Below are 16492 nucleotides of genomic sequence, written 5' to 3' on the forward strand. Positions count from 1 at the left end.
GACAGGAAGGTCTAACAGGATGTTTTCTGCTGAAATTATTATGAATCCAAACGCGGGTAATGCGCGGTGGGAGAAGGATTTGCCGGCATTGTTGACGTTGCTTAAGTCGCACTTTGCGCCGTTGCGGGTGAACCGAACTCGCGAGCCGGGTGATGCGCGGGTTGTGACTGAAGGATTGCTAAGAGCCTATCAAGATCATCTTGACGAACTGCAACTGATTGTCATCGGAGGCGATGGCACATTGCATGATGTTGTGAATGGGTTACAACGCCACGGTCATTCAGAAGTGGCCGTTGGCTATGTTCCGACGGGCACGGGCGATGATTTTGCACGTGCACAGCAAATACCCTTGGATCCGAAAAAGGCCGCGACGGCACTGGTTACCGCCATGCCTCGGCCAGTGCGGATCGGGGTCGCGACTTCTGCCAAATACGGAACCCAGTATTTCATCAATAATTTTGGAATTGGCATGGACGCCCAGATTGTTTACCAAACCAATCATTCGTTGCACAAAGGAACGCTAAATGCCCTCAAGTTGGGCCAATTTGCTTATGGCGCCAGTATTTTAAAAGCTTTGCGGGTGCAAAAAGGCTTCGCGGCAACGTGGCAAGCCGCTGGACACCCTGAAGCGCATGCCGCTAACGCCTATTTGAATGTTTTTACCAACCATCCGTTTCTCGGCGGCGGTATTCGGCTATTTCCGGACGCGATGGATCAGCGCCAGCGGTTATCACTCGTTCAGGTTCGCCGCGAAAAGCTTGGCACCCTGCTTCAAGTCGCGGTTGCCATTTTAAGCGGCCGATCGGTTCATCGTGCCATCCACCATCTTGAGGCCGATCAATTTGATTTTGTTACAGAGGCCACGGTGCCGATTCAAATGGATGGTGAGGAGTACACGACGCCAATCGCGGTTACCCTGCGGCAGACGACGCAAATGTTTCTATTGCCAATGATTAAGTAAAAAAGTCTCCATCGACAGCCAGTGTTCCAGACTGTTGATGGAGATTTGTGATTTTCTTAGGCGTTGTTGGCGTGGTCTTGCCAGCTGGTTAACGCTTGCGCACGAAAATTAATTTTGAGAACAGATAATTAGCCAACACGATGATAACCTGATCGAGAATTTTGACCAGAATTTCATTACCATGCAGCCAATCAACGCCGACAATCATGATGGAATTGTCCAGTAGCAGTGACACGCCGCGAAGAATCAGGAAGCTGGTTAGTTCGAACAAAAACTTTTTCTTGCTTGAATAATCGCTGTGGAAGACGACACTCTTATTGGCAAAAAACGCAAAGATAACACTCACGATATTCGCGGTGGTATTGGTTATTACCAAGCCGATGCCAAAGTAGCGCATCACGAAAAACGTGACAAAATTGATAAGGGTCGTGAGGCCGCCAATAAATAAGTAGTTAATCATCATTTCATAGCGGCGGTAAAGTTGAATCAGGGTTTTCAAAGGGGACGCTCCTCTAATATTAGGCTTAGCACGCGTGCCGGCCAAAATAATGGCAACTCGTCACAGTATACCATGCAAGACAATGGTGCGTCAGCTGGCGAATGATCAAGGAATTTGCACTTTTGTGACAGTTTGACTTACAATCAATAAGCAGTACCTAGCGTTATTTTTGTGCTGTAAATATGCTTGAATCTCGGCAAATTTCAGGGTATCCTTTTCACAAGGAGGATGACGATGACAAGATCTAATAAGCAACAACCGCCACGCAAGCATCGCTGGCTTTGGCGGACGATTTTCACACTCGGTATCCTTCTTGGCTTAGCGTTGGTCTTCAATGAACCGATTAAGTTATTTGTGGTTGAACGTTTAAGTCAGAGCACGATGGCGCATATTGATCGCGACACGATTGCTAAAAACGAAAAGAAACGCGCGACGTTTGACTTTAAAGGTGTCAAGGCGCTGGACATCAATACGGTCGGTAATGCGGCGATCACGCGTAATTTGCATCCCATCGGCAAAATTGCCATCCCTAGTGTCAACTTAAAGTTACCGATCCTCAAAGGCCTTTCCAATGACAATCTGAGTGCCGGCGCCGGGACGATGAAGGCCGATCAGAAGATGGGCGAAGGCAATTATGCGTTGGCTGGCCACTATATGACCAATCAGGGGATCCTTTTCTCACCATTAAAAAACGTTAAAAAAGGCGATACAGTCGCTATTACCAACATGAAAAAGATCTACACTTATAAAGTGACAACCAAGCAGATTGTCAATGAAACCCAAGTGCAATGGATTGACGATGTGGCCGGCAAAAAGCTGATCACGTTAGTCACGTGTGCCTCGCCAACAGAAGGCGAAGTTGATCGGATTATTGTTCAAGGCGAATTGCAGTCGGTGAAACGAGCCAATCGTCAGAATTTGAAAATTTTTTTATAATTTAAACAAGTGCGGGCGAAGGCTTGCACTTTTTTTCTTTTTGCGGCAGGCTAAAGTCTAATGAGTCAATGATGTCAATGTGGGGGTAATTATGTCAGCTTACGAAAAATTTATTAACAACGTGCCAGTTCGTCGTACGATTGTCCTATTCTCTGTCTTCCTAGTCTTATGGTTTGCGCGCAGTATCATGAGCGATATTTTGCTGACATTTATTTTTGCCTTCTTAGTCAGCCGCTTGATTCGTGCTACCCAACGTCACTGGCATGTGCGGCCATTTCTGATTGTAGTGCCGGTTTACGTATTGGTTCTTTTAGGATTGGTTTATGCGGCCGTGCATTATGTGCCCGCCATTGTCCGGCAAACCATCACGCTCTTCAATTCAGTTCAAAATTTTTATAACAGTGATGCGTTTGCCAACAATCAAATCATGCAATGGGTTTTGCAAAGCACCAAGAGCTTGAATCTAGCCGAACAGCTTAAAAGTGGTTTGTCAACAGTGCTAGAGTATGCGGGTAATATTGGTGCGATGGGGCTGACGCTAATCCTGTCATTTATTTTGAGTTTCTTCTTTACAATTGAATTGGACAGGCTTTCTGAATTCGGTAACCTCTTCTTGGATTCGCCGTTTGGTTGGTATTTTAAAGATTTGCGCTATTTTGCCATGAAATTTATCAATACATTTGGCGTTGTGATGGAAGCGCAAATTTTTATTGCGTTTGTCAATACGGTCATTACAACTATCACGCTGCTATTCATGAGAATGCCAAATGTTCCTAGTTTAGCGATTATGGTGTTTTTGTTGTCGCTGGTACCTGTTGCCGGGGTCATTATTTCACTTATTCCGTTGACGATTGTCGGGTATACTGTGGGCGGATGGCAGGATGTTATCATCATTTTGATCATGATTGCCGTGATACACGTGCTGGAGGCTTACGTTTTGAACCCTAAGTTTATGAGCAGCCGAACACAGCTGCCAATATTCTTTACGTTTGTTGTCTTACTGGTTGCAGAACGCCTCTTTGGTACGTGGGGGTTAATTGTTGGCATTCCCATTTTCACATTCTTCCTTGATGTGTTAGGGGTTAAACAGATTGCTGGAACCAAAACTGACTCCTCGACCTACGCAAGCATACCGCAGCCAAGGGAGCACCGCGATCATGACGCATAAAAAGCGTTGGTTAATCATAGGCATACTAATTCTGGCTGTGTTTGCTGCAGGCGGGTTGACGATGGCATGGATTCATGAGCAGCGCGACGCTATTAAAGTTACGACCCATCCGGTTCCAAAGGCGGCGTTAGGTAAAAGTGTCCGCCGCTTAATTCGTGAGACTGATTTTACGGGCAGTGTGGCGTTAATTAAGCAGAGACGGATTGTGTATACCGGTGGCGTTGGTGAAGCCAACCATGCTCACAAGTTGGCAAACAATGGCGATACCATGTTTCCTCTGGCGTCAGTTGAAAAATATCTAACAGCTTTATTGATTGGCCATTTAATCGCAAACCATCAGCTGAAATTGACAACCAAGCTTGCAAAGTTTTATCCAACAATTGCCCACAGCAAGGACATTACGATTAGACAGCTGCTTGATCATCGTTCCGGAATTCAAATGGATGAAATAACGCCCGACAACGTGTTGACATCTGAGTCGAAAGCCCTGGATTGGAATCTGCAGCAGTTGGGCTCAACTGGCGAGCATGACTTTTTTTATACGAACGCCAATTACGCCTTATTAGCTGGCATTATTCGAAAAGTGACTGGCAAGAGCTTTGCTGCAGTGTTGAAGCAGACGATTCTGACGCCGTTGGATCTTCAACATACTCGCAATTTTGATGAGTTATCCACGAAAATGCCGGTGGCGCAAGGCTATCTCACCGTAGATGACCACCACTACCAGCCAGATGATCTTAGCCCGGAACTCTTGTCGAGTTTACTTGGCAGTGGCAGTGAATACATGAGTGTCACCGACTTGGCGAAAGTCATCATTGCTGCTGAAACCGGGAAAATTATCCCACTCAAAGTTTACCGCGAGCTGATCACCGCCAACTATGCCGATGGTAATCGGTATGCCAGCGGGGTGGCTTGGCTCGATGATCAGCGGTTACTGCAAGGGATGTACAACGATAATCCGGAAAGCTTCAGCACGTTAGCTTATTTCCGCGCCAATGCAACGAGTGGTGTTGTGTTGTTCGGTAATCACACTATGACCACCGATACCGTGACATTAGCCGAGAACCTGGAGGCGTTGGTTCGGTAGCCCGACAAAAGAAGACGACGCTAGAAAATCGAGTGCCGTCTTTTTTACGCCGTTAAAAGAAATGATTAATAGTTGAAAGAGCGGCCAATATCGTTGATGCCTTGGTAAAGACTACTAATGATGCTAGACAGTCCGAGCATGCCGACTACCATAAAGACCAAGAAGAGCAGCGCGCTGGCAATTAAGTATGCGTAGATTTTATCAAACTGATTCGTGGGTTGCGCGGTGAAAAGCATATAAGGTCCGGCCAAGAGAAAGAGTCCGAGACTTAACGTAACAAGCAAGGTAAGCAGCATGGCCGATCCAAAGTTGATAAGACCCACGATCTGCATTAGCAGCGTGAAAAGCGAGAAGAACACCATCCAGTTAGCGTGAAATGCATAGTCGGTTATAAACTCGAGAAAATTGCGCCGCCGATCGCCCAGAATGCCGCGAATCGCCAGATAATAAACCGCAATAATGGCAACTGCAAGAATGGCAACCATGACAAACAGTTTGATGAAAGTGCCTAAAACGATGCTGGCAACGCCACCCGGAAGTGACGATAGCGTACTGCTAACCCGTAGTGCGATTGTCAAGGCCAGACTGATAATGGTAATGGCCAAGCTGGTGAGGCCAAAATAAGGGTGATACGACCGGTCAATGTGCGCCGGGTGTTTGATGCTGTCAACCAGATAGCGCCAATAACTGCCAGCATATTGTTTACCTGCCTTAACCGTTGGATTAGGCTGATTTGGCTCTACTGGCGCCGAGGTAACTGTTTGACTGTTGTCGGTGCCAGCGTTTGTATTTGAGTTGCTGGGTGCGGTTGCCTTTGATGTTGTCGGCTTCTGTGGTGCTTGAGAGGGATTGGCAGCAGTGCTTTGTGTTGCTGTCGTTGAATTTGGCCTTGCCGTTTCTTCATTCGCGGCCGCTTTCGCAGTTGAAAGCGGCGCGGCAGATTGACTGACTGAACTTGTTGCCGGCGTTTCAGTTGTCGTCGCATGAGATAGTGTGTCGGTCCGTTCTTGTGTCACCGCCACGTCAGCCAGATTGGTACCACATTTGACGCAGAAGTTGGCGGTTGCCAGATTATGGGCGCCGCAATTAGGACATATTTTGAACATATAATTACCTCCAAAATAAAGTGAGCGTGAACCGGCGTGGTTAGAAGCCGGAGTGTAAGTGGCCTTGGTCGCAATGACCCGGGCTTAGGCCATTGCGACCAAGGCCCTTACACGCAGGCTTCTGCGCCGGCGAACGCGTTAAGATGAACAAGCCATCTCCCGGCCCGGCTCACGCATTAAATTAAATTTCCAGTTATAAAACGGCGATCACTTAATCATACCAAATCAATCGGTGAATGCCTTAAGCACTCAGCAAAAATTACCTTCGATGGAAGAGTCGATATAGACCACCGGCAACCAAGGCAAATGTGGTGCCGAGTAAAATCAAATCCATGACGCCGTGTACCAAGGACAAGAAGCTATTCGCATTCACAGCCGTTTGCAAAGCAGCGGTGCTTATATAGACCAAAAAATAAATCACGCTGATCAGCCAGAAGCCAGCAATCGTTAACCAAATCTTTTTCAAGAAAACCTCCAAATCATGTAGCAGAATCTTTTTCTTTTTGCTTATGTTTCCAATATACCAGAGAAAGCGGGTGCGAACTTACTGAAAATGGTGTAACATGAGATTTTGTAAACAGACAGAAGACTGTCAAATCATAAAAGCGAGGTATTCTCTGATATGGCGAAATTAGTATTGATCCGTCACGGGCAAAGTGAATGGAACCTGTCCAACCAATTCACCGGCTGGGTGGATGTCGATCTGAGTGAAAAAGGTGTCGAAGAAGCAAAACATGCTGGGCAATTGGTCAAACAGGCCGGCCTTGAATTCGATCAGGCTTACACCTCAGTTTTAACCCGTGCGATCAAGACCCTGCACTACGTCTTGGAAGAATCCGGCCAATTGTGGATTCCGGAAATGAAGACCTGGCGTTTGAACGAACGTCACTATGGCGCATTACAAGGTTTGAACAAGAAAGAAACGGCTGATAAATATGGTGCCGAACAAGTTCACATCTGGCGTCGTTCGTATGACGTTTTGCCACCACTGTTGAAGGCAACTGACGAAGGCTCTGCTGCTAAGGATCGTCGTTATGCCGACCTTGATCCGCGGATCATTCCTGGTGGCGAAAACCTGAAAGTCACGCTGGAACGGGTGATTCCATTCTGGGAAGACCATATCGCACCGGATCTGTTGGATGGCAAGAACGTTGTCATTGCGGCGCATGGTAACTCTTTGCGCGCTTTGACCAAGTACATCGAAAATATTTCCGATGCCGACATCATGAACTTGGAAATGGCAACTGGCGAACCGGTTGTTTATGACTTTGATGAAAAGTTGAACGTTAACAGCAAGACCAAGTTAGATTAATGATCGTTTGAAAAGAAACGGACATAGCCAGGCGTAATTGCTTGAGCTGTGTCCGTTTTTTTTCGTTTGTTAGAATTAAATTTGAGCAAACAATCCAGCATCAACTTGCGCGCTAGCTGGTTCTAATAAATAATTAAGCGTGATGAAACCAAGAAATGAGGCAGCTAAGTGGCAAACTATATTAAAGAGATTCGCAGCAAGGTCGGGCATATGCCCATTTTTCTCAATGCAGTGGCTGGTGCGGTTGTTAACGATCAGGGCCAATTATTGTTACAGCAGCGGACTGACGCCGGCAATTGGAGTGTCCCCGGCGGTATGATGGAATATGGCGAGTCGTTTCTTGAGACCCTGAACCGCGAAATGAAGGAAGACTCCGGTTTGTTGGTTGAGCCGATCAAGGTCTTGCATACCTTTGATCGCGGGTTTACGACTTATCCGAATGGCGATCAGGCACAGATTGTCTGTCGGTTTTATCTGGTCAATCCGATTGGTGGAAGCTTGGAAGATGCCGATCCCAAGGAAACTTTGGCATTACGATATTTTGATTTGGATGCATTACCGCCGTTGTTTAGCCAGCAAACGCGCGATATGATCGATTGCGTCCGCGATTACTTGAAAACACAGGCTGAATAATAATATGGTCTTGATTGACACTCTGTTATAGAGAAAGCGAGCTGAGGATGGTGTCTTGGCTCCTTTTTTGTGGGCGGTAGATTGTTTGTTAGTTTTGATTGACAAGAACTAACGAACGGCCTATTATTTAATTGGTTAGTTTTATTTTTTAAAAGCTAACTATGGAAAATTCAACCATCAAAGGAGCAGGTGTGACATGACACAAACATCCGAAGCATTATTAAAAGCATTTGGCCAGTTAATTCAGAAGCGACCTTTTATGGGGGCAGTTGCCAGCAGCGTACGTTTTGGTGATCGCCAGCGGCAGCCCAATCAATTACGATTATTGCGGCTGCTGGACAAGCAAGGTGAGCTGAGAAACTCGGATTTGGTTGAGGCACTGGATATTCGTCCCAGCTCGGTTTCAGCTTTAGTACAGAAGCTAGAGGAATTGGATCTGATCAGTCGTCACGAATCAGAAACCGACAAGCGGGTTCAGCTGATCGGCCTTACTGACGAAGGGCGTAAGTTTATTGAAACAACTGGGAAGCTTAGAACCGATTTGCCTGACCAGATTTTCAGCGGCTTATCCGAAGACGAACAGGCTGAATTATTAAAACTCATCAATAAGCTGACGGAAGACCTTGCTAACCGTGACGATCTAAGCTGGCCAGAAGGTAGACAGTTTGATGATATGCGGATTTGGGCGGAGCGGTTCCACCACGGTCATCACGGCCCTCGCCGCGGCTATCCCGGCAGCTTTGGTGGTGGCGGTCCGCGGGGCTTTGAGCGGCGGTTTTAGATTCAGCCATCGCCATAGTTAACTGAGAAGCTTCAGTCTCTCGCCCATGCGCTTGGTAAAAAGCTTATCGTTAAATTTGGCTAATAGATTCAAGATCCTACCAAATTACCAATACCCGACAAGTCACCCATCTTATCAACACATAAAATGGGTGACTTTTGTCTGTGGCCTTGTCATACATTTCTAATATCAAATGGTGAACCATGAGTCATGGCAAATAACAACTGCATGATAATTCTAATATAAAGTTTGGACAGAAACTTTACTATTTTGCCAGAAGCAGGCAAGATGGATCTAAGCACTTTAGAATGGAGGTCACCGATTTGGCTGAAACAATGCGGTACTGTCCGAATTGCGGCTTTAAGATACCGGCTGGAGTGAAGTTTTGCCCGAATTGTGGTATGGATTTGGTGCAGTTTGATGCGCGTTTGGCTGCTCAATCAGCGACGCAGCAAACGCAAAGCAGCCCGACAAGGCAACAAGTGCAGCGTGGTCGCTCGAGGATGCAAGAGGCAGCAGGCGATGCGGTGCGTGAGTCTCAACCGGAAGCAACAGGACGGTTGCGGCGTCAACAAGGGAAAACATCAGACCTTAAGAAAAGTCTCGTATTGACGGATGACAGCTTCCAGCATTTTCTTGACTGGCTGGCCACGCATATCGTGTATACCTTGATTGGCGCCTTGATCCTTTTTTGTGTTTTCAGCTTTTCCGTTTGGCTTGGGTGGTTGCTGGCGGTTATCAGTATCGTTGCCGTTTATGTTGTGGCTAATCGTCGAATTGTGGCGCCTTATCAAAGTAAGTTCAATGCTGAGTCTCCGGATGACGAGGACATTTGGACGATGCCTCAATCTGGAGCGGTTGGCCAAGGTCCGAGTTATGCCACGATGACAGGTGGGCAAACGGCGGGCTCACCGTGGCCGCGAGGGATGACCGACAACGGACCGCAACATTGGTGGACGAAAATGGCCAGCAGACCGCGGCGGCGTGGCGGTCTCATCTGGATCGTTTATTTATTGGCTGCGTTTGTGGCTTTAATTGCCGCTTATACCTGGCCATTTGGTGCTACCGGCGTTGGAACAACCGCGGTTGGCGGCACCTTGTATGATCTAGTCCGAAGCGCAAATACTTTAGCAGAAACCGCAGCAGCAAATGGTACCCTAAGCTCGGCCAAAGCCAATCTGCCATATCTTGCCTTGATATTAGCAGGGTTTGGTCCAGCGTTAGGGTTGCTGTTCGGATTCTTCCGTTCACGCGGTATGATGCGTTTCAGCGGCATGTTGGGATTACTTGGCTACGCATCACTATATTTTGCTTATGCGCCGTTGATGAGCAGCGGCAGTAATCAGATTCAAGGATTACTGAATCCTGGTATCGGCTATTCCATCGGCATTGGGGCCGCTTTGGTGATGTTTGTGACGGCGCGGTTACTGCCGCGCGATTGATGCTAAGGACGGCAAAGCATGTTCGCAGCACCAGAACGATCGATGAAAAAGGGGAGAGTTGTCATGGCGTTTTGTCCAAATTGCGGCGCGCAAGTCAGTGCCGACGAAATATTTTGTCATCAATGCGGGTTTAATCTTGCGCAGTACCGGGCGCAACATCAGGGAACGGATGCAGAAAATGGATCAGGCAATGCCAATGCATCTTCGGTCGGCCCAACACAACAGCCAACAGGGCAAGGTGTTATGCCGCCGAACACCCGACGGCGGCGCAATAATGGCGGTGCGCCAAATGGACCCCGGCGCCCGTGGCTGATAGTTAGCTTGGTTCTGGCTGCAGCTGTTGTGGTGGTCATCGCGGTGCTATTTTTCCAAAATCAAAGTCAGCAATCGCAAGAGGCGGCTGCCAGTTCAGCCAGCGTGTCTGCTGCGAATGCTTCGTCAGCCTCATTTGCCTCAGCGTCTGCATCAACTTCGCAGGCGGCAGCATCAAGTTCACTTGCAGCCTCGCAAGAAGCAGCCAGCGAATCGCTTGCCAATGCTAGCGAATCGGCAGCAGCGGAGAGCCACGAAAGCACCACGATGACGGGCGGCAGTGATTTGAGCAATCGCCAAGTTGCTGAAATGGCTGCGAATCTCGATGACTTCGACCTTGATGACTATCGCGTGGAAGTAACGTCACCCGCAACCAACATGAAAGAAGTTGATGTTTACGACAAAGATGATGGTAAGTTGCATAACAAATACCGTTATGACGAAATTCATGATCAGATGAGCAAATACGACGACGATTCTGGTAAGTGGGAACTGATTCAAGACGATGATTAGTTTTCAAAACGGAGATTTCGCAAGGTCCGTTTGTGAAGTGCCTTTTTGTTATTTTGAAATAAGTCAGATTTTAAATTGAATGAAAAGTCAGCAAAAAGGTCGCCAATGAAACTATTGCATTTAAAGCAAAAAAGGGTATGGTAATAGACATGGAGGGCCTGTATGCAAACCGAATCGAATATTTCCGGCTTAATTTATCAGTTGGCCAAGTTACAGAAGTACTTTTTAAACCAGCACCTGAGCGATTTAGACTTAAATAGTGATCAAGCCAAGGTATTGACCTTTGTCGCCGCCCATCCTGGCACGAATCAACGCCAAATCAGTGTCGACTTGAGCCGCGGGCCGGCCAGCGTGTCCAACTTGGTGAAACGGCTGATCCAACAAGGCTTGCTGGAAAAGCGCATGGCGCCACACAGTGATCGTGAACGACAACTTTTTTTAACTGAGTCAGGCAAAGCCGCAGCTGCAGAAGTTCACGAACTTTTCCAAGTGTTGGAAAAAGCTTTTGCAACGAATGTTCAGGATCCCACAGCACTGACGGATACTTTGCGGCGGCTTTTGGTTGCCTTACAGTAAATCGTGGCCAATTTTTAAAAATTAGATAAATAACAAAAAAATCAAATACCCCCTTGGCGCTTGCGAAGAAACATGCTACACTATGCACAAATTCAGCAAGTAGAAAGGTGTCCCTTATCATTGGTTGGCGCGTCGAATGAAGCGTTATTTGAATTACTATTTCCTAAAGACTTTCCGACCCTATTAGTTGCCAAGCAGGCGCGCAGAATACTATGCGTTCGCGCTGCCCGCGGCAACCAGGAAGCAGCCCGCCTATTACGTGTTCGGTCAACACCGATACGTGTAGTTTATGCCGTCAAGGTCAGTCATTAAGATCAGCTTTTAGCTGTGAGTCCGGCTTTTTGGTCGGGCTTTTTTTCGTGAGCGAGAACCGACGCGGTTAGGAGCCAGGGTGTAAGTGGCCTTGAGCATGATGGCCAAGGCTAGGCCAAGGCACTTACATGCAGAATCCTGCGCCGGTAAACGCGTTATGCTGAGTGTGAACAGGTCCATGCATCAATAAATGTCATAACAAGCACCCGACTTTTCCTGATGCTTGACAAGCTGAGAATAGAAGAAGACAATCATGTTGTTAGCTAGCTAACTAATTTAAGGGGGAGTGACTTTGGCGTTTGATTTTACTGATCGACCGGATACACATCGTCTTGAGCTTATGCGCAAAGCTTATCCCGATGTTGACACGCAGTCGGTTTTGACTTTTTTGAATTTTCGTGCCTGTTTTCGAGCAGTCGCTGCTGACTATCAACGGGTTTTGGAACGCTTCGGCTTGTCTGAGTCGCGATTTCTGATATTAATGTTTCTTTATCACAATCAGCCACAGGCGTTGGGGATTACAACGTTAGCAACCAAACTTGGGGCTACAAAGGCTACGACCAGCAAACTCGTCGGAGGAATGGTCAAAAGCGGTTTGGTGGAGAAAACATCAACAGCCGCAGACAAACGCGCAACGCTCATACAGATGACACATGCAGGTGCGGAATTGCTTGATCGGTTTTTGCCAGTGAATTATCAAGCTGTCAATCACCTATTCCGACATTTGACTCATGATGAGCAGGTTCAACTCAATCACTTATTGGATAAGTTATTGCCAGATGCGCAATAACAAACAGAAAGGGGCTCATACTCGTGGAACAAGCCAAAATTGATTTACTAAAAACATACCTAAGTCTTTATATCGACCATTTCACCGTGCTTAAAGCCTTGAAAGCAGGAGACGATACTTACGAAATTTTGGATGTTCGAAATGCACCTGCTCAGGCAAAAAAGGTTCAAATTAAAGGGGCACTGGCCATGCCTGCTAAAGATCTTGCAGGGCATCTTGACCAGCTCGACCATGATAAAACCTATGTTGTTTACGATTGGACAGGCGGCACGACTTTAGGCAAGCAAGCCTTACTTATTTTGCTGACACATGGCTTTAAAGCATTTGAACTGGCGGGCGCTCTAGAAGGATGGCGCGGTATGAACTTACCTGTTGAACCAGTTCAGTAAAAGCTAAATCCTAAAGCATCGCAGTATTTCTATTTCAATCGCAATAAAGGTACAATTATATTGATAACAGGTGAAAGAAATGGAGATGGCACTGTGAAGAACTTTCGGTTTAAGAATCCCACTGATATACGTTTTGGGACAGGGCGGCTTGACGTTGAACTGCACGATGCTGTGAGCCACTTTGGTTCGCGGGTTCTCTTTGTTTATGGCGGGCATTCGATCAAAAAATCCGGACTTTACGATACGGTAAAAGGCCTGCTGGCTGATTTGCAACTTACTGAATTGCCGGGAATTGAACCCAATCCTAAAATTGCTTCGATTCGTGAAGGTCAGAAATTGGTTAAAGACAACGATGTCGAAGTGGTGCTTGCCGTTGGCGGTGGCTCGGTAATTGACGCGGCAAAAGTCATCGCCAGTGCCAAGTTTTATGACGGTGATCCATGGGACTTGGTCAAAGATCGCGGTGTAACCAGGCACAAGTTGCCACAGTTGCCGGTGGTGGACATTTTGACCTTGGCGGCAACTGGCAGTGAAATGAATAGCGGTTCGGTCATTTCCAATCCGGAAACTCACGAAAAGCTGGGCACCAATGGACCGAATACCCCAGCGGTTTCGTTTCTTGATCCGACGCTGACTTATACGGTTCCACGTCGTCAAACTGCGGCCGGTTCGATGGATATTTTCAGCCATTTGCTTGAACAGTATTTTGATCGCTCCAAAAATAATGACGCTAGCAAAGGCATGATGGAAGGGCTCATGCGAACGGTGATTAAGTGGGCGCCGATTGCGGTTAAAGAGCCAGATAACTTCGATGCGCGCGCTAATTTGATGTGGAGTGCGACGATGGCGCTTAACGGCGTGATGAGCGTTGCTAATGAAAATGGTTGGACCGTTCACAGTCTTGAGCACGAACTGTCGGCTTATTATGACATTACCCATGGTGTGGGTCTGGGCATTTTAACGCCGCGGTGGATGGAGTATGCCTTGACTAAGGATTCAACCACAGCCGAAATGTTTGCCCGTTTTGGCCGCCATGTCTGGGATCTTGAAGGTGACGAAACTTATGCGGTTGCCCAAGCGGCGATTGATGAGACGTTTGATTGGATTAAGGCATTAGGTTTTCCGATGACACTGCCGGAAGTCGGTATTGCCGATGAACGCCACTTTGATGCGATGGCGACAGCTGCAGTGGCCAACGCTGGGCTCGAGACGCGGGCTTATGTTCCATTATCGGAAGAAGACGTCAAGGCGATTTATCAGGCATCAATGACCGATGGCTTAACTGCGTAAGTTCATGGTGCGTGATTCGAATAATTTAAGGGGGAAAGTTTGTGACGCAACCGATTCTTGAACATGATTCAGTCGCTTTTCAAGCAGCGCGTAACGCCGAGAATCAGCTCTGGTCGGATTTCAACCTGAAACCCAAGGTGCGCTGGTTCAAATTGCCGCCAGATGATTTGCGGGTCAGGGTGCTTGAATTCGGCCATGGGGACCCTGTCCTTATCATTCCCGGCAATACGGGCGATCCCTACCTGTTTGCGCCGCTTTTACCACAACTTGCCGGTTATCACCTGTTTGTGCTGGCGCGACCAGGTGGCGGCTTAAGCGACGGATTTGACCATGAACAGGTGGACGTGCACCAGTTTGCAGTCGATTTAATTGACCAAATCATGGACAAGCTTGATCTGAAGTCGGCGCCGATTATTGCGCATTCCATGGGTGCACATTGGGCAACCTGGTTTGCATTAGCCCATCCAAAACGAGTTGATCAGCTGATTCTTTTAGGTAATCCGGGACGAATGTTAATGACCAAAACGCCTAGTATGCTGAAGATGGCGATGATGCCAGGCTTGGGTCCATGGTTTATGAAGCGCCAGATCCCAAAATCTGCCAAGCGCGCATGGGGACCGCTTCACCGCATGGGCACTGATCCAGTGGCCGTGAGCAAATTACCGCAAAGTTTTGCTGAGTGTGTCTATGCTTTTGACCATTTACCGAATTACGCGGTGTCGACTTTGTCCCTTTTGCGCAGCATGAATTCAGAGAAAAACCATAATAGTCTCGGTGAAGGCCAACTACGGCAACTTTCCGTGCCCACCACCCTTATTTGGGGCACGAATGACGCGCTTGCAAGACCGGAGTTGGGTCAGGAAATTGCCGCGGTGGTACAGCACGGCGAATTGGTGACCATTAATGGCGCGGGCCACGAACCGTGGATTGACGATCCGGAAAAAGTGGGCACCATTGTCCGCTTGAAATTAAAGGATAGTCGTTTACGCACCGCACTTAAACGTCGGTAATTGATCAACACCGCCCGCATTCTAACAAAAAAATTATAATTTTAGCGGTGATCGGATGTCTTGCAACGGTCATCGCGTTTTTTATTTTGGTCAGAAAAGCAGGTCGCAAAAACTCAAGTTTTCAAAAATTATTTTTTGTATCCGTTCACAGTTTATGGCATGCCTTAAATCCCACAACAAAGTTATCTGGGACCGCCTTCATTCGCTTGTGCCTATATTCTCACAAAAGAATATAGCCGGAAAAGGTTTGACAATCAAAACAGTTCTGCATATGCTTTGAGCATCCAATTAATTTGGTTGGATAAAAGAGCGAAAGCAAGTGAGTGCCTGATTCAAGCAGAATTTTTGTCTTGCGACGAGATGATTTTTTCTGCAAGTGCTCAATTGCGATCGTGGTTAAAGGAGGCGAGGCTATGACAACTTTGGATACCTCAACCATACAGACACTGATTCCAAATCGTTATCCTTTGTTTTATATCGATCGGGTCACCGAGTTAGTACCGGATGAATCCATTGTCGCGGAGAAATATGTCAGTGTGGCAGAGGATCATCTGGTTGCTTATCTGCCGGGTGAGCTTATTATGCCGCCGACGTTGATTATTGAGACGCTGGCCCAAACGGCATCAATCCTGATTTTGAAATCACCAAAATTTGCCGGTAAAACCGCTTATTTGGCAAGTATCGGCAAAACTGAATTCCTAAAGCCTGTCCCGACTGGCAGTGTTTTAACGCTGGCAGTCAAAATGGTCAAAGTACGGGCAAACATGGGGGTAGTCACAACGACCGCCAGTATCGGTGATGAGCTCGTCTGCCACGCAGAATTGCATTTTGTGGTAGAAGCAAATGCTTAGTTCACTTGACAGGCTTTTCTTTTCAACTGATACTTTGAATATCAAATCAGTTGTACATGGAGGCACACCAATGTCCCAAAAGCCAAGCGTCAAGCGGATTAATGATAAACTCATTCGCGTTTATTCAGATATCCTACGAATGGAAGAAGAGGAACTGCGTAAAAGTCAGTTTCGGGATTTAGGTATTAAAGAAATGCACACCATTGATGCGATTGGTATTCATGCGACACCTAGCTCAAGTGATGTGGCCAAAAAGCTGCATGTGACGCAGGGTACCTTAAGCGTGGCGATTAACAATCTGGCACGCAAAGGGTATGTCGAGCGACTGCATCTTGAGTCGGACAAACGAGTCGTGAACCTGCGACTCAGCCGCAAAGGGCGTTTAATGTATCGCGCTCACCTTGCCTTTCACCAGAAAATGGTGGCAAGTTTTGTTAAGGGATTTACCGAACCGCAAATCGAGTTAATCGAGCGCGCGCTGGATAATCTCAATGAGTTTATTGATGAATATCGTCATCATTAGA

General features: G+C 47.2%; 20 protein-coding genes. 17 read left to right on the plus strand and 3 right to left on the minus strand.

From position 1 onward, the window contains the following. Positions 1-19 precede the first annotated feature (19 nt). Positions 20-961 carry a diacylglycerol/lipid kinase family protein gene (locus BVJ53_RS05510; RefSeq protein ID WP_129301523.1) on the plus strand — a complete coding sequence of 314 codons (942 nt, stop codon included), beginning with the start codon at positions 20-22 and terminating at the stop codon, positions 959-961. A gap of 88 nt (positions 962-1049) precedes the next feature. Here the strand turns inward: BVJ53_RS05510 and BVJ53_RS05515 are convergent, their stop codons facing one another. Then, positions 1050-1460: a GtrA family protein gene (locus tag BVJ53_RS05515; RefSeq protein WP_129301524.1), complete on the minus strand. Its 411-nt coding sequence runs from the start codon at positions 1458-1460 to the stop codon at positions 1050-1052. Positions 1461-1694: 234 nt separating this feature from the next. On the opposite strand from BVJ53_RS05515, the gene BVJ53_RS05520 reads away from it, so the two are divergent. From BVJ53_RS05520 to BVJ53_RS05530, 3 genes are all read left to right on the plus strand, one after another. Continuing rightward, entirely contained in the window at positions 1695-2396 is a 702-nt protein-coding gene (locus tag BVJ53_RS05520; RefSeq protein ID WP_129301525.1) for a class A sortase, read from the plus strand. A gap of 91 nt (positions 2397-2487) precedes the next feature. Then, a complete protein-coding gene (locus BVJ53_RS05525; RefSeq protein ID WP_129301526.1) occupies positions 2488-3564 on the plus strand; it encodes an AI-2E family transporter in 1077 nt (358 codons plus the stop codon). Beyond that, a complete protein-coding gene (locus BVJ53_RS05530; RefSeq protein WP_129301527.1) occupies positions 3554-4651 on the plus strand; it encodes a serine hydrolase domain-containing protein in 1098 nt (365 codons plus the stop codon). The genes BVJ53_RS05525 and BVJ53_RS05530 overlap by 11 nt, the downstream gene beginning before the upstream one ends. Positions 4652-4716: 65 nt before the next feature. On the opposite strand, the gene BVJ53_RS05535 is transcribed toward BVJ53_RS05530, so the two are convergent. Together BVJ53_RS05535 and BVJ53_RS05540 are read right to left on the minus strand one after the other, a co-directional pair. Beyond that, positions 4717-5757 carry a zinc-ribbon domain-containing protein gene (locus BVJ53_RS05535; RefSeq protein WP_129301528.1) on the minus strand — a complete coding sequence of 347 codons (1041 nt, stop codon included), beginning with the start codon at positions 5755-5757 and terminating at the stop codon, positions 4717-4719. Positions 5758-6016: 259 nt separating this feature from the next. Next, positions 6017-6223 carry a hypothetical protein gene (locus BVJ53_RS05540; RefSeq protein WP_129301529.1) on the minus strand — a complete coding sequence of 69 codons (207 nt, stop codon included), beginning with the start codon at positions 6221-6223 and terminating at the stop codon, positions 6017-6019. 156 nt (positions 6224-6379) lie between these two features. On the opposite strand from BVJ53_RS05540, the gene BVJ53_RS05545 reads away from it, so the two are divergent. The 13 genes from BVJ53_RS05545 to BVJ53_RS05605 all read left to right on the plus strand — a co-directional run bounded on the left by BVJ53_RS05545 (position 6380) and on the right by BVJ53_RS05605 (position 16491). Next, positions 6380-7069, plus strand: a complete 690-nt coding sequence (locus BVJ53_RS05545; RefSeq protein ID WP_129301530.1) for a 2,3-diphosphoglycerate-dependent phosphoglycerate mutase — start codon at positions 6380-6382, stop codon at positions 7067-7069. 168 nt (positions 7070-7237) lie between these two features. Continuing rightward, the gene (locus BVJ53_RS05550; RefSeq protein ID WP_129301531.1) at positions 7238-7702 is read left to right on the plus strand and encodes an NUDIX hydrolase; all 465 of its coding nucleotides are present in this window, start codon (positions 7238-7240) and stop codon (positions 7700-7702) included. A gap of 196 nt (positions 7703-7898) precedes the next feature. After that, a complete protein-coding gene (locus BVJ53_RS05555) occupies positions 7899-8483 on the plus strand; it encodes a MarR family winged helix-turn-helix transcriptional regulator (RefSeq protein ID WP_129301532.1) in 585 nt (194 codons plus the stop codon). A 323-nt stretch (positions 8484-8806) separates the two neighbouring features. Continuing rightward, positions 8807-9925: a zinc-ribbon domain-containing protein gene (locus BVJ53_RS05560; RefSeq protein ID WP_167470167.1), complete on the plus strand. Its 1119-nt coding sequence runs from the start codon at positions 8807-8809 to the stop codon at positions 9923-9925. 63 nt (positions 9926-9988) lie between these two features. Next, positions 9989-10750 (plus strand): zinc ribbon domain-containing protein, encoded by a 762-nt coding sequence (locus BVJ53_RS05565; RefSeq protein WP_129301609.1) that lies wholly within the window; start codon positions 9989-9991, stop codon positions 10748-10750. A gap of 162 nt (positions 10751-10912) precedes the next feature. Further along, a complete protein-coding gene (locus tag BVJ53_RS05570) occupies positions 10913-11326 on the plus strand; it encodes a MarR family winged helix-turn-helix transcriptional regulator (RefSeq protein WP_129301534.1) in 414 nt (137 codons plus the stop codon). Positions 11327-11446: 120 nt separating this feature from the next. Beyond that, entirely contained in the window at positions 11447-11638 is a 192-nt protein-coding gene (locus BVJ53_RS15300) for a hypothetical protein (RefSeq protein WP_129301535.1), read from the plus strand. A 340-nt stretch (positions 11639-11978) separates the two neighbouring features. After that, positions 11979-12428, plus strand: coding sequence for a MarR family winged helix-turn-helix transcriptional regulator (locus BVJ53_RS05580; RefSeq protein WP_414467427.1), 450 nt, complete (start codon positions 11979-11981; stop codon positions 12426-12428). A gap of 23 nt (positions 12429-12451) precedes the next feature. Further along, a complete protein-coding gene (locus BVJ53_RS05585; RefSeq protein WP_129301537.1) occupies positions 12452-12817 on the plus strand; it encodes a rhodanese-like domain-containing protein in 366 nt (121 codons plus the stop codon). 93 nt (positions 12818-12910) lie between these two features. Further along, the gene (locus BVJ53_RS05590) at positions 12911-14107 is read left to right on the plus strand and encodes an iron-containing alcohol dehydrogenase (RefSeq protein ID WP_129301538.1); all 1197 of its coding nucleotides are present in this window, start codon (positions 12911-12913) and stop codon (positions 14105-14107) included. 41 nt (positions 14108-14148) lie between these two features. Further along, on the plus strand, positions 14149-15117 hold the full coding sequence (locus BVJ53_RS05595) for an alpha/beta fold hydrolase (RefSeq protein ID WP_129301539.1): 969 nt from the start codon (positions 14149-14151) through the stop codon (positions 15115-15117). A gap of 413 nt (positions 15118-15530) precedes the next feature. Continuing rightward, positions 15531-15968 carry a 3-hydroxyacyl-ACP dehydratase FabZ gene (gene fabZ / locus BVJ53_RS05600; RefSeq protein ID WP_129301540.1) on the plus strand — a complete coding sequence of 146 codons (438 nt, stop codon included), beginning with the start codon at positions 15531-15533 and terminating at the stop codon, positions 15966-15968. 70 nt (positions 15969-16038) lie between these two features. After that, the gene (locus BVJ53_RS05605) at positions 16039-16491 is read left to right on the plus strand and encodes a MarR family winged helix-turn-helix transcriptional regulator (RefSeq protein ID WP_129301541.1); all 453 of its coding nucleotides are present in this window, start codon (positions 16039-16041) and stop codon (positions 16489-16491) included. The last annotated feature ends 1 nt before the right edge of the window (position 16492 follow it).

This window comes from Lacticaseibacillus chiayiensis (assembly GCF_004123795.1).
Classification (GTDB): Bacteria; Bacillota; Bacilli; order Lactobacillales; family Lactobacillaceae; genus Lacticaseibacillus; species Lacticaseibacillus chiayiensis.

Excerpts from the sequence above, each read along its gene's own strand:
- BVJ53_RS05605 (WP_129301541.1), top strand. The coding sequence starts at position 16,039 with ATGTCCCAAAAGCCAAGCGTCAAGCGGATTAATGATAAACTCATTCGC.
- BVJ53_RS05580 (WP_414467427.1), top strand. The coding sequence starts at position 11,979 with ATGCGCAAAGCTTATCCCGATGTTGACACGCAGTCGGTTTTGACTTTT.
- fabZ (WP_129301540.1), top strand. The coding sequence starts at position 15,531 with ATGACAACTTTGGATACCTCAACCATACAGACACTGATTCCAAATCGT.
- BVJ53_RS05555 (WP_129301532.1), top strand. The coding sequence starts at position 7,899 with ATGACACAAACATCCGAAGCATTATTAAAAGCATTTGGCCAGTTAATT.
- BVJ53_RS05545 (WP_129301530.1), top strand. The coding sequence starts at position 6,380 with ATGGCGAAATTAGTATTGATCCGTCACGGGCAAAGTGAATGGAACCTG.
- BVJ53_RS05570 (WP_129301534.1), top strand. The coding sequence starts at position 10,913 with ATGCAAACCGAATCGAATATTTCCGGCTTAATTTATCAGTTGGCCAAG.
- BVJ53_RS05535 (WP_129301528.1), bottom strand. The coding sequence starts at position 5,757 with ATGTTCAAAATATGTCCTAATTGCGGCGCCCATAATCTGGCAACCGCC.
- BVJ53_RS05530 (WP_129301527.1), top strand. The coding sequence starts at position 3,554 with ATGACGCATAAAAAGCGTTGGTTAATCATAGGCATACTAATTCTGGCT.
- BVJ53_RS05525 (WP_129301526.1), top strand. The coding sequence starts at position 2,488 with ATGTCAGCTTACGAAAAATTTATTAACAACGTGCCAGTTCGTCGTACG.
- BVJ53_RS05565 (WP_129301609.1), top strand. The coding sequence starts at position 9,989 with ATGGCGTTTTGTCCAAATTGCGGCGCGCAAGTCAGTGCCGACGAAATA.
- BVJ53_RS05510 (WP_129301523.1), top strand. The coding sequence starts at position 20 with ATGTTTTCTGCTGAAATTATTATGAATCCAAACGCGGGTAATGCGCGG.
- BVJ53_RS05520 (WP_129301525.1), top strand. The coding sequence starts at position 1,695 with ATGACAAGATCTAATAAGCAACAACCGCCACGCAAGCATCGCTGGCTT.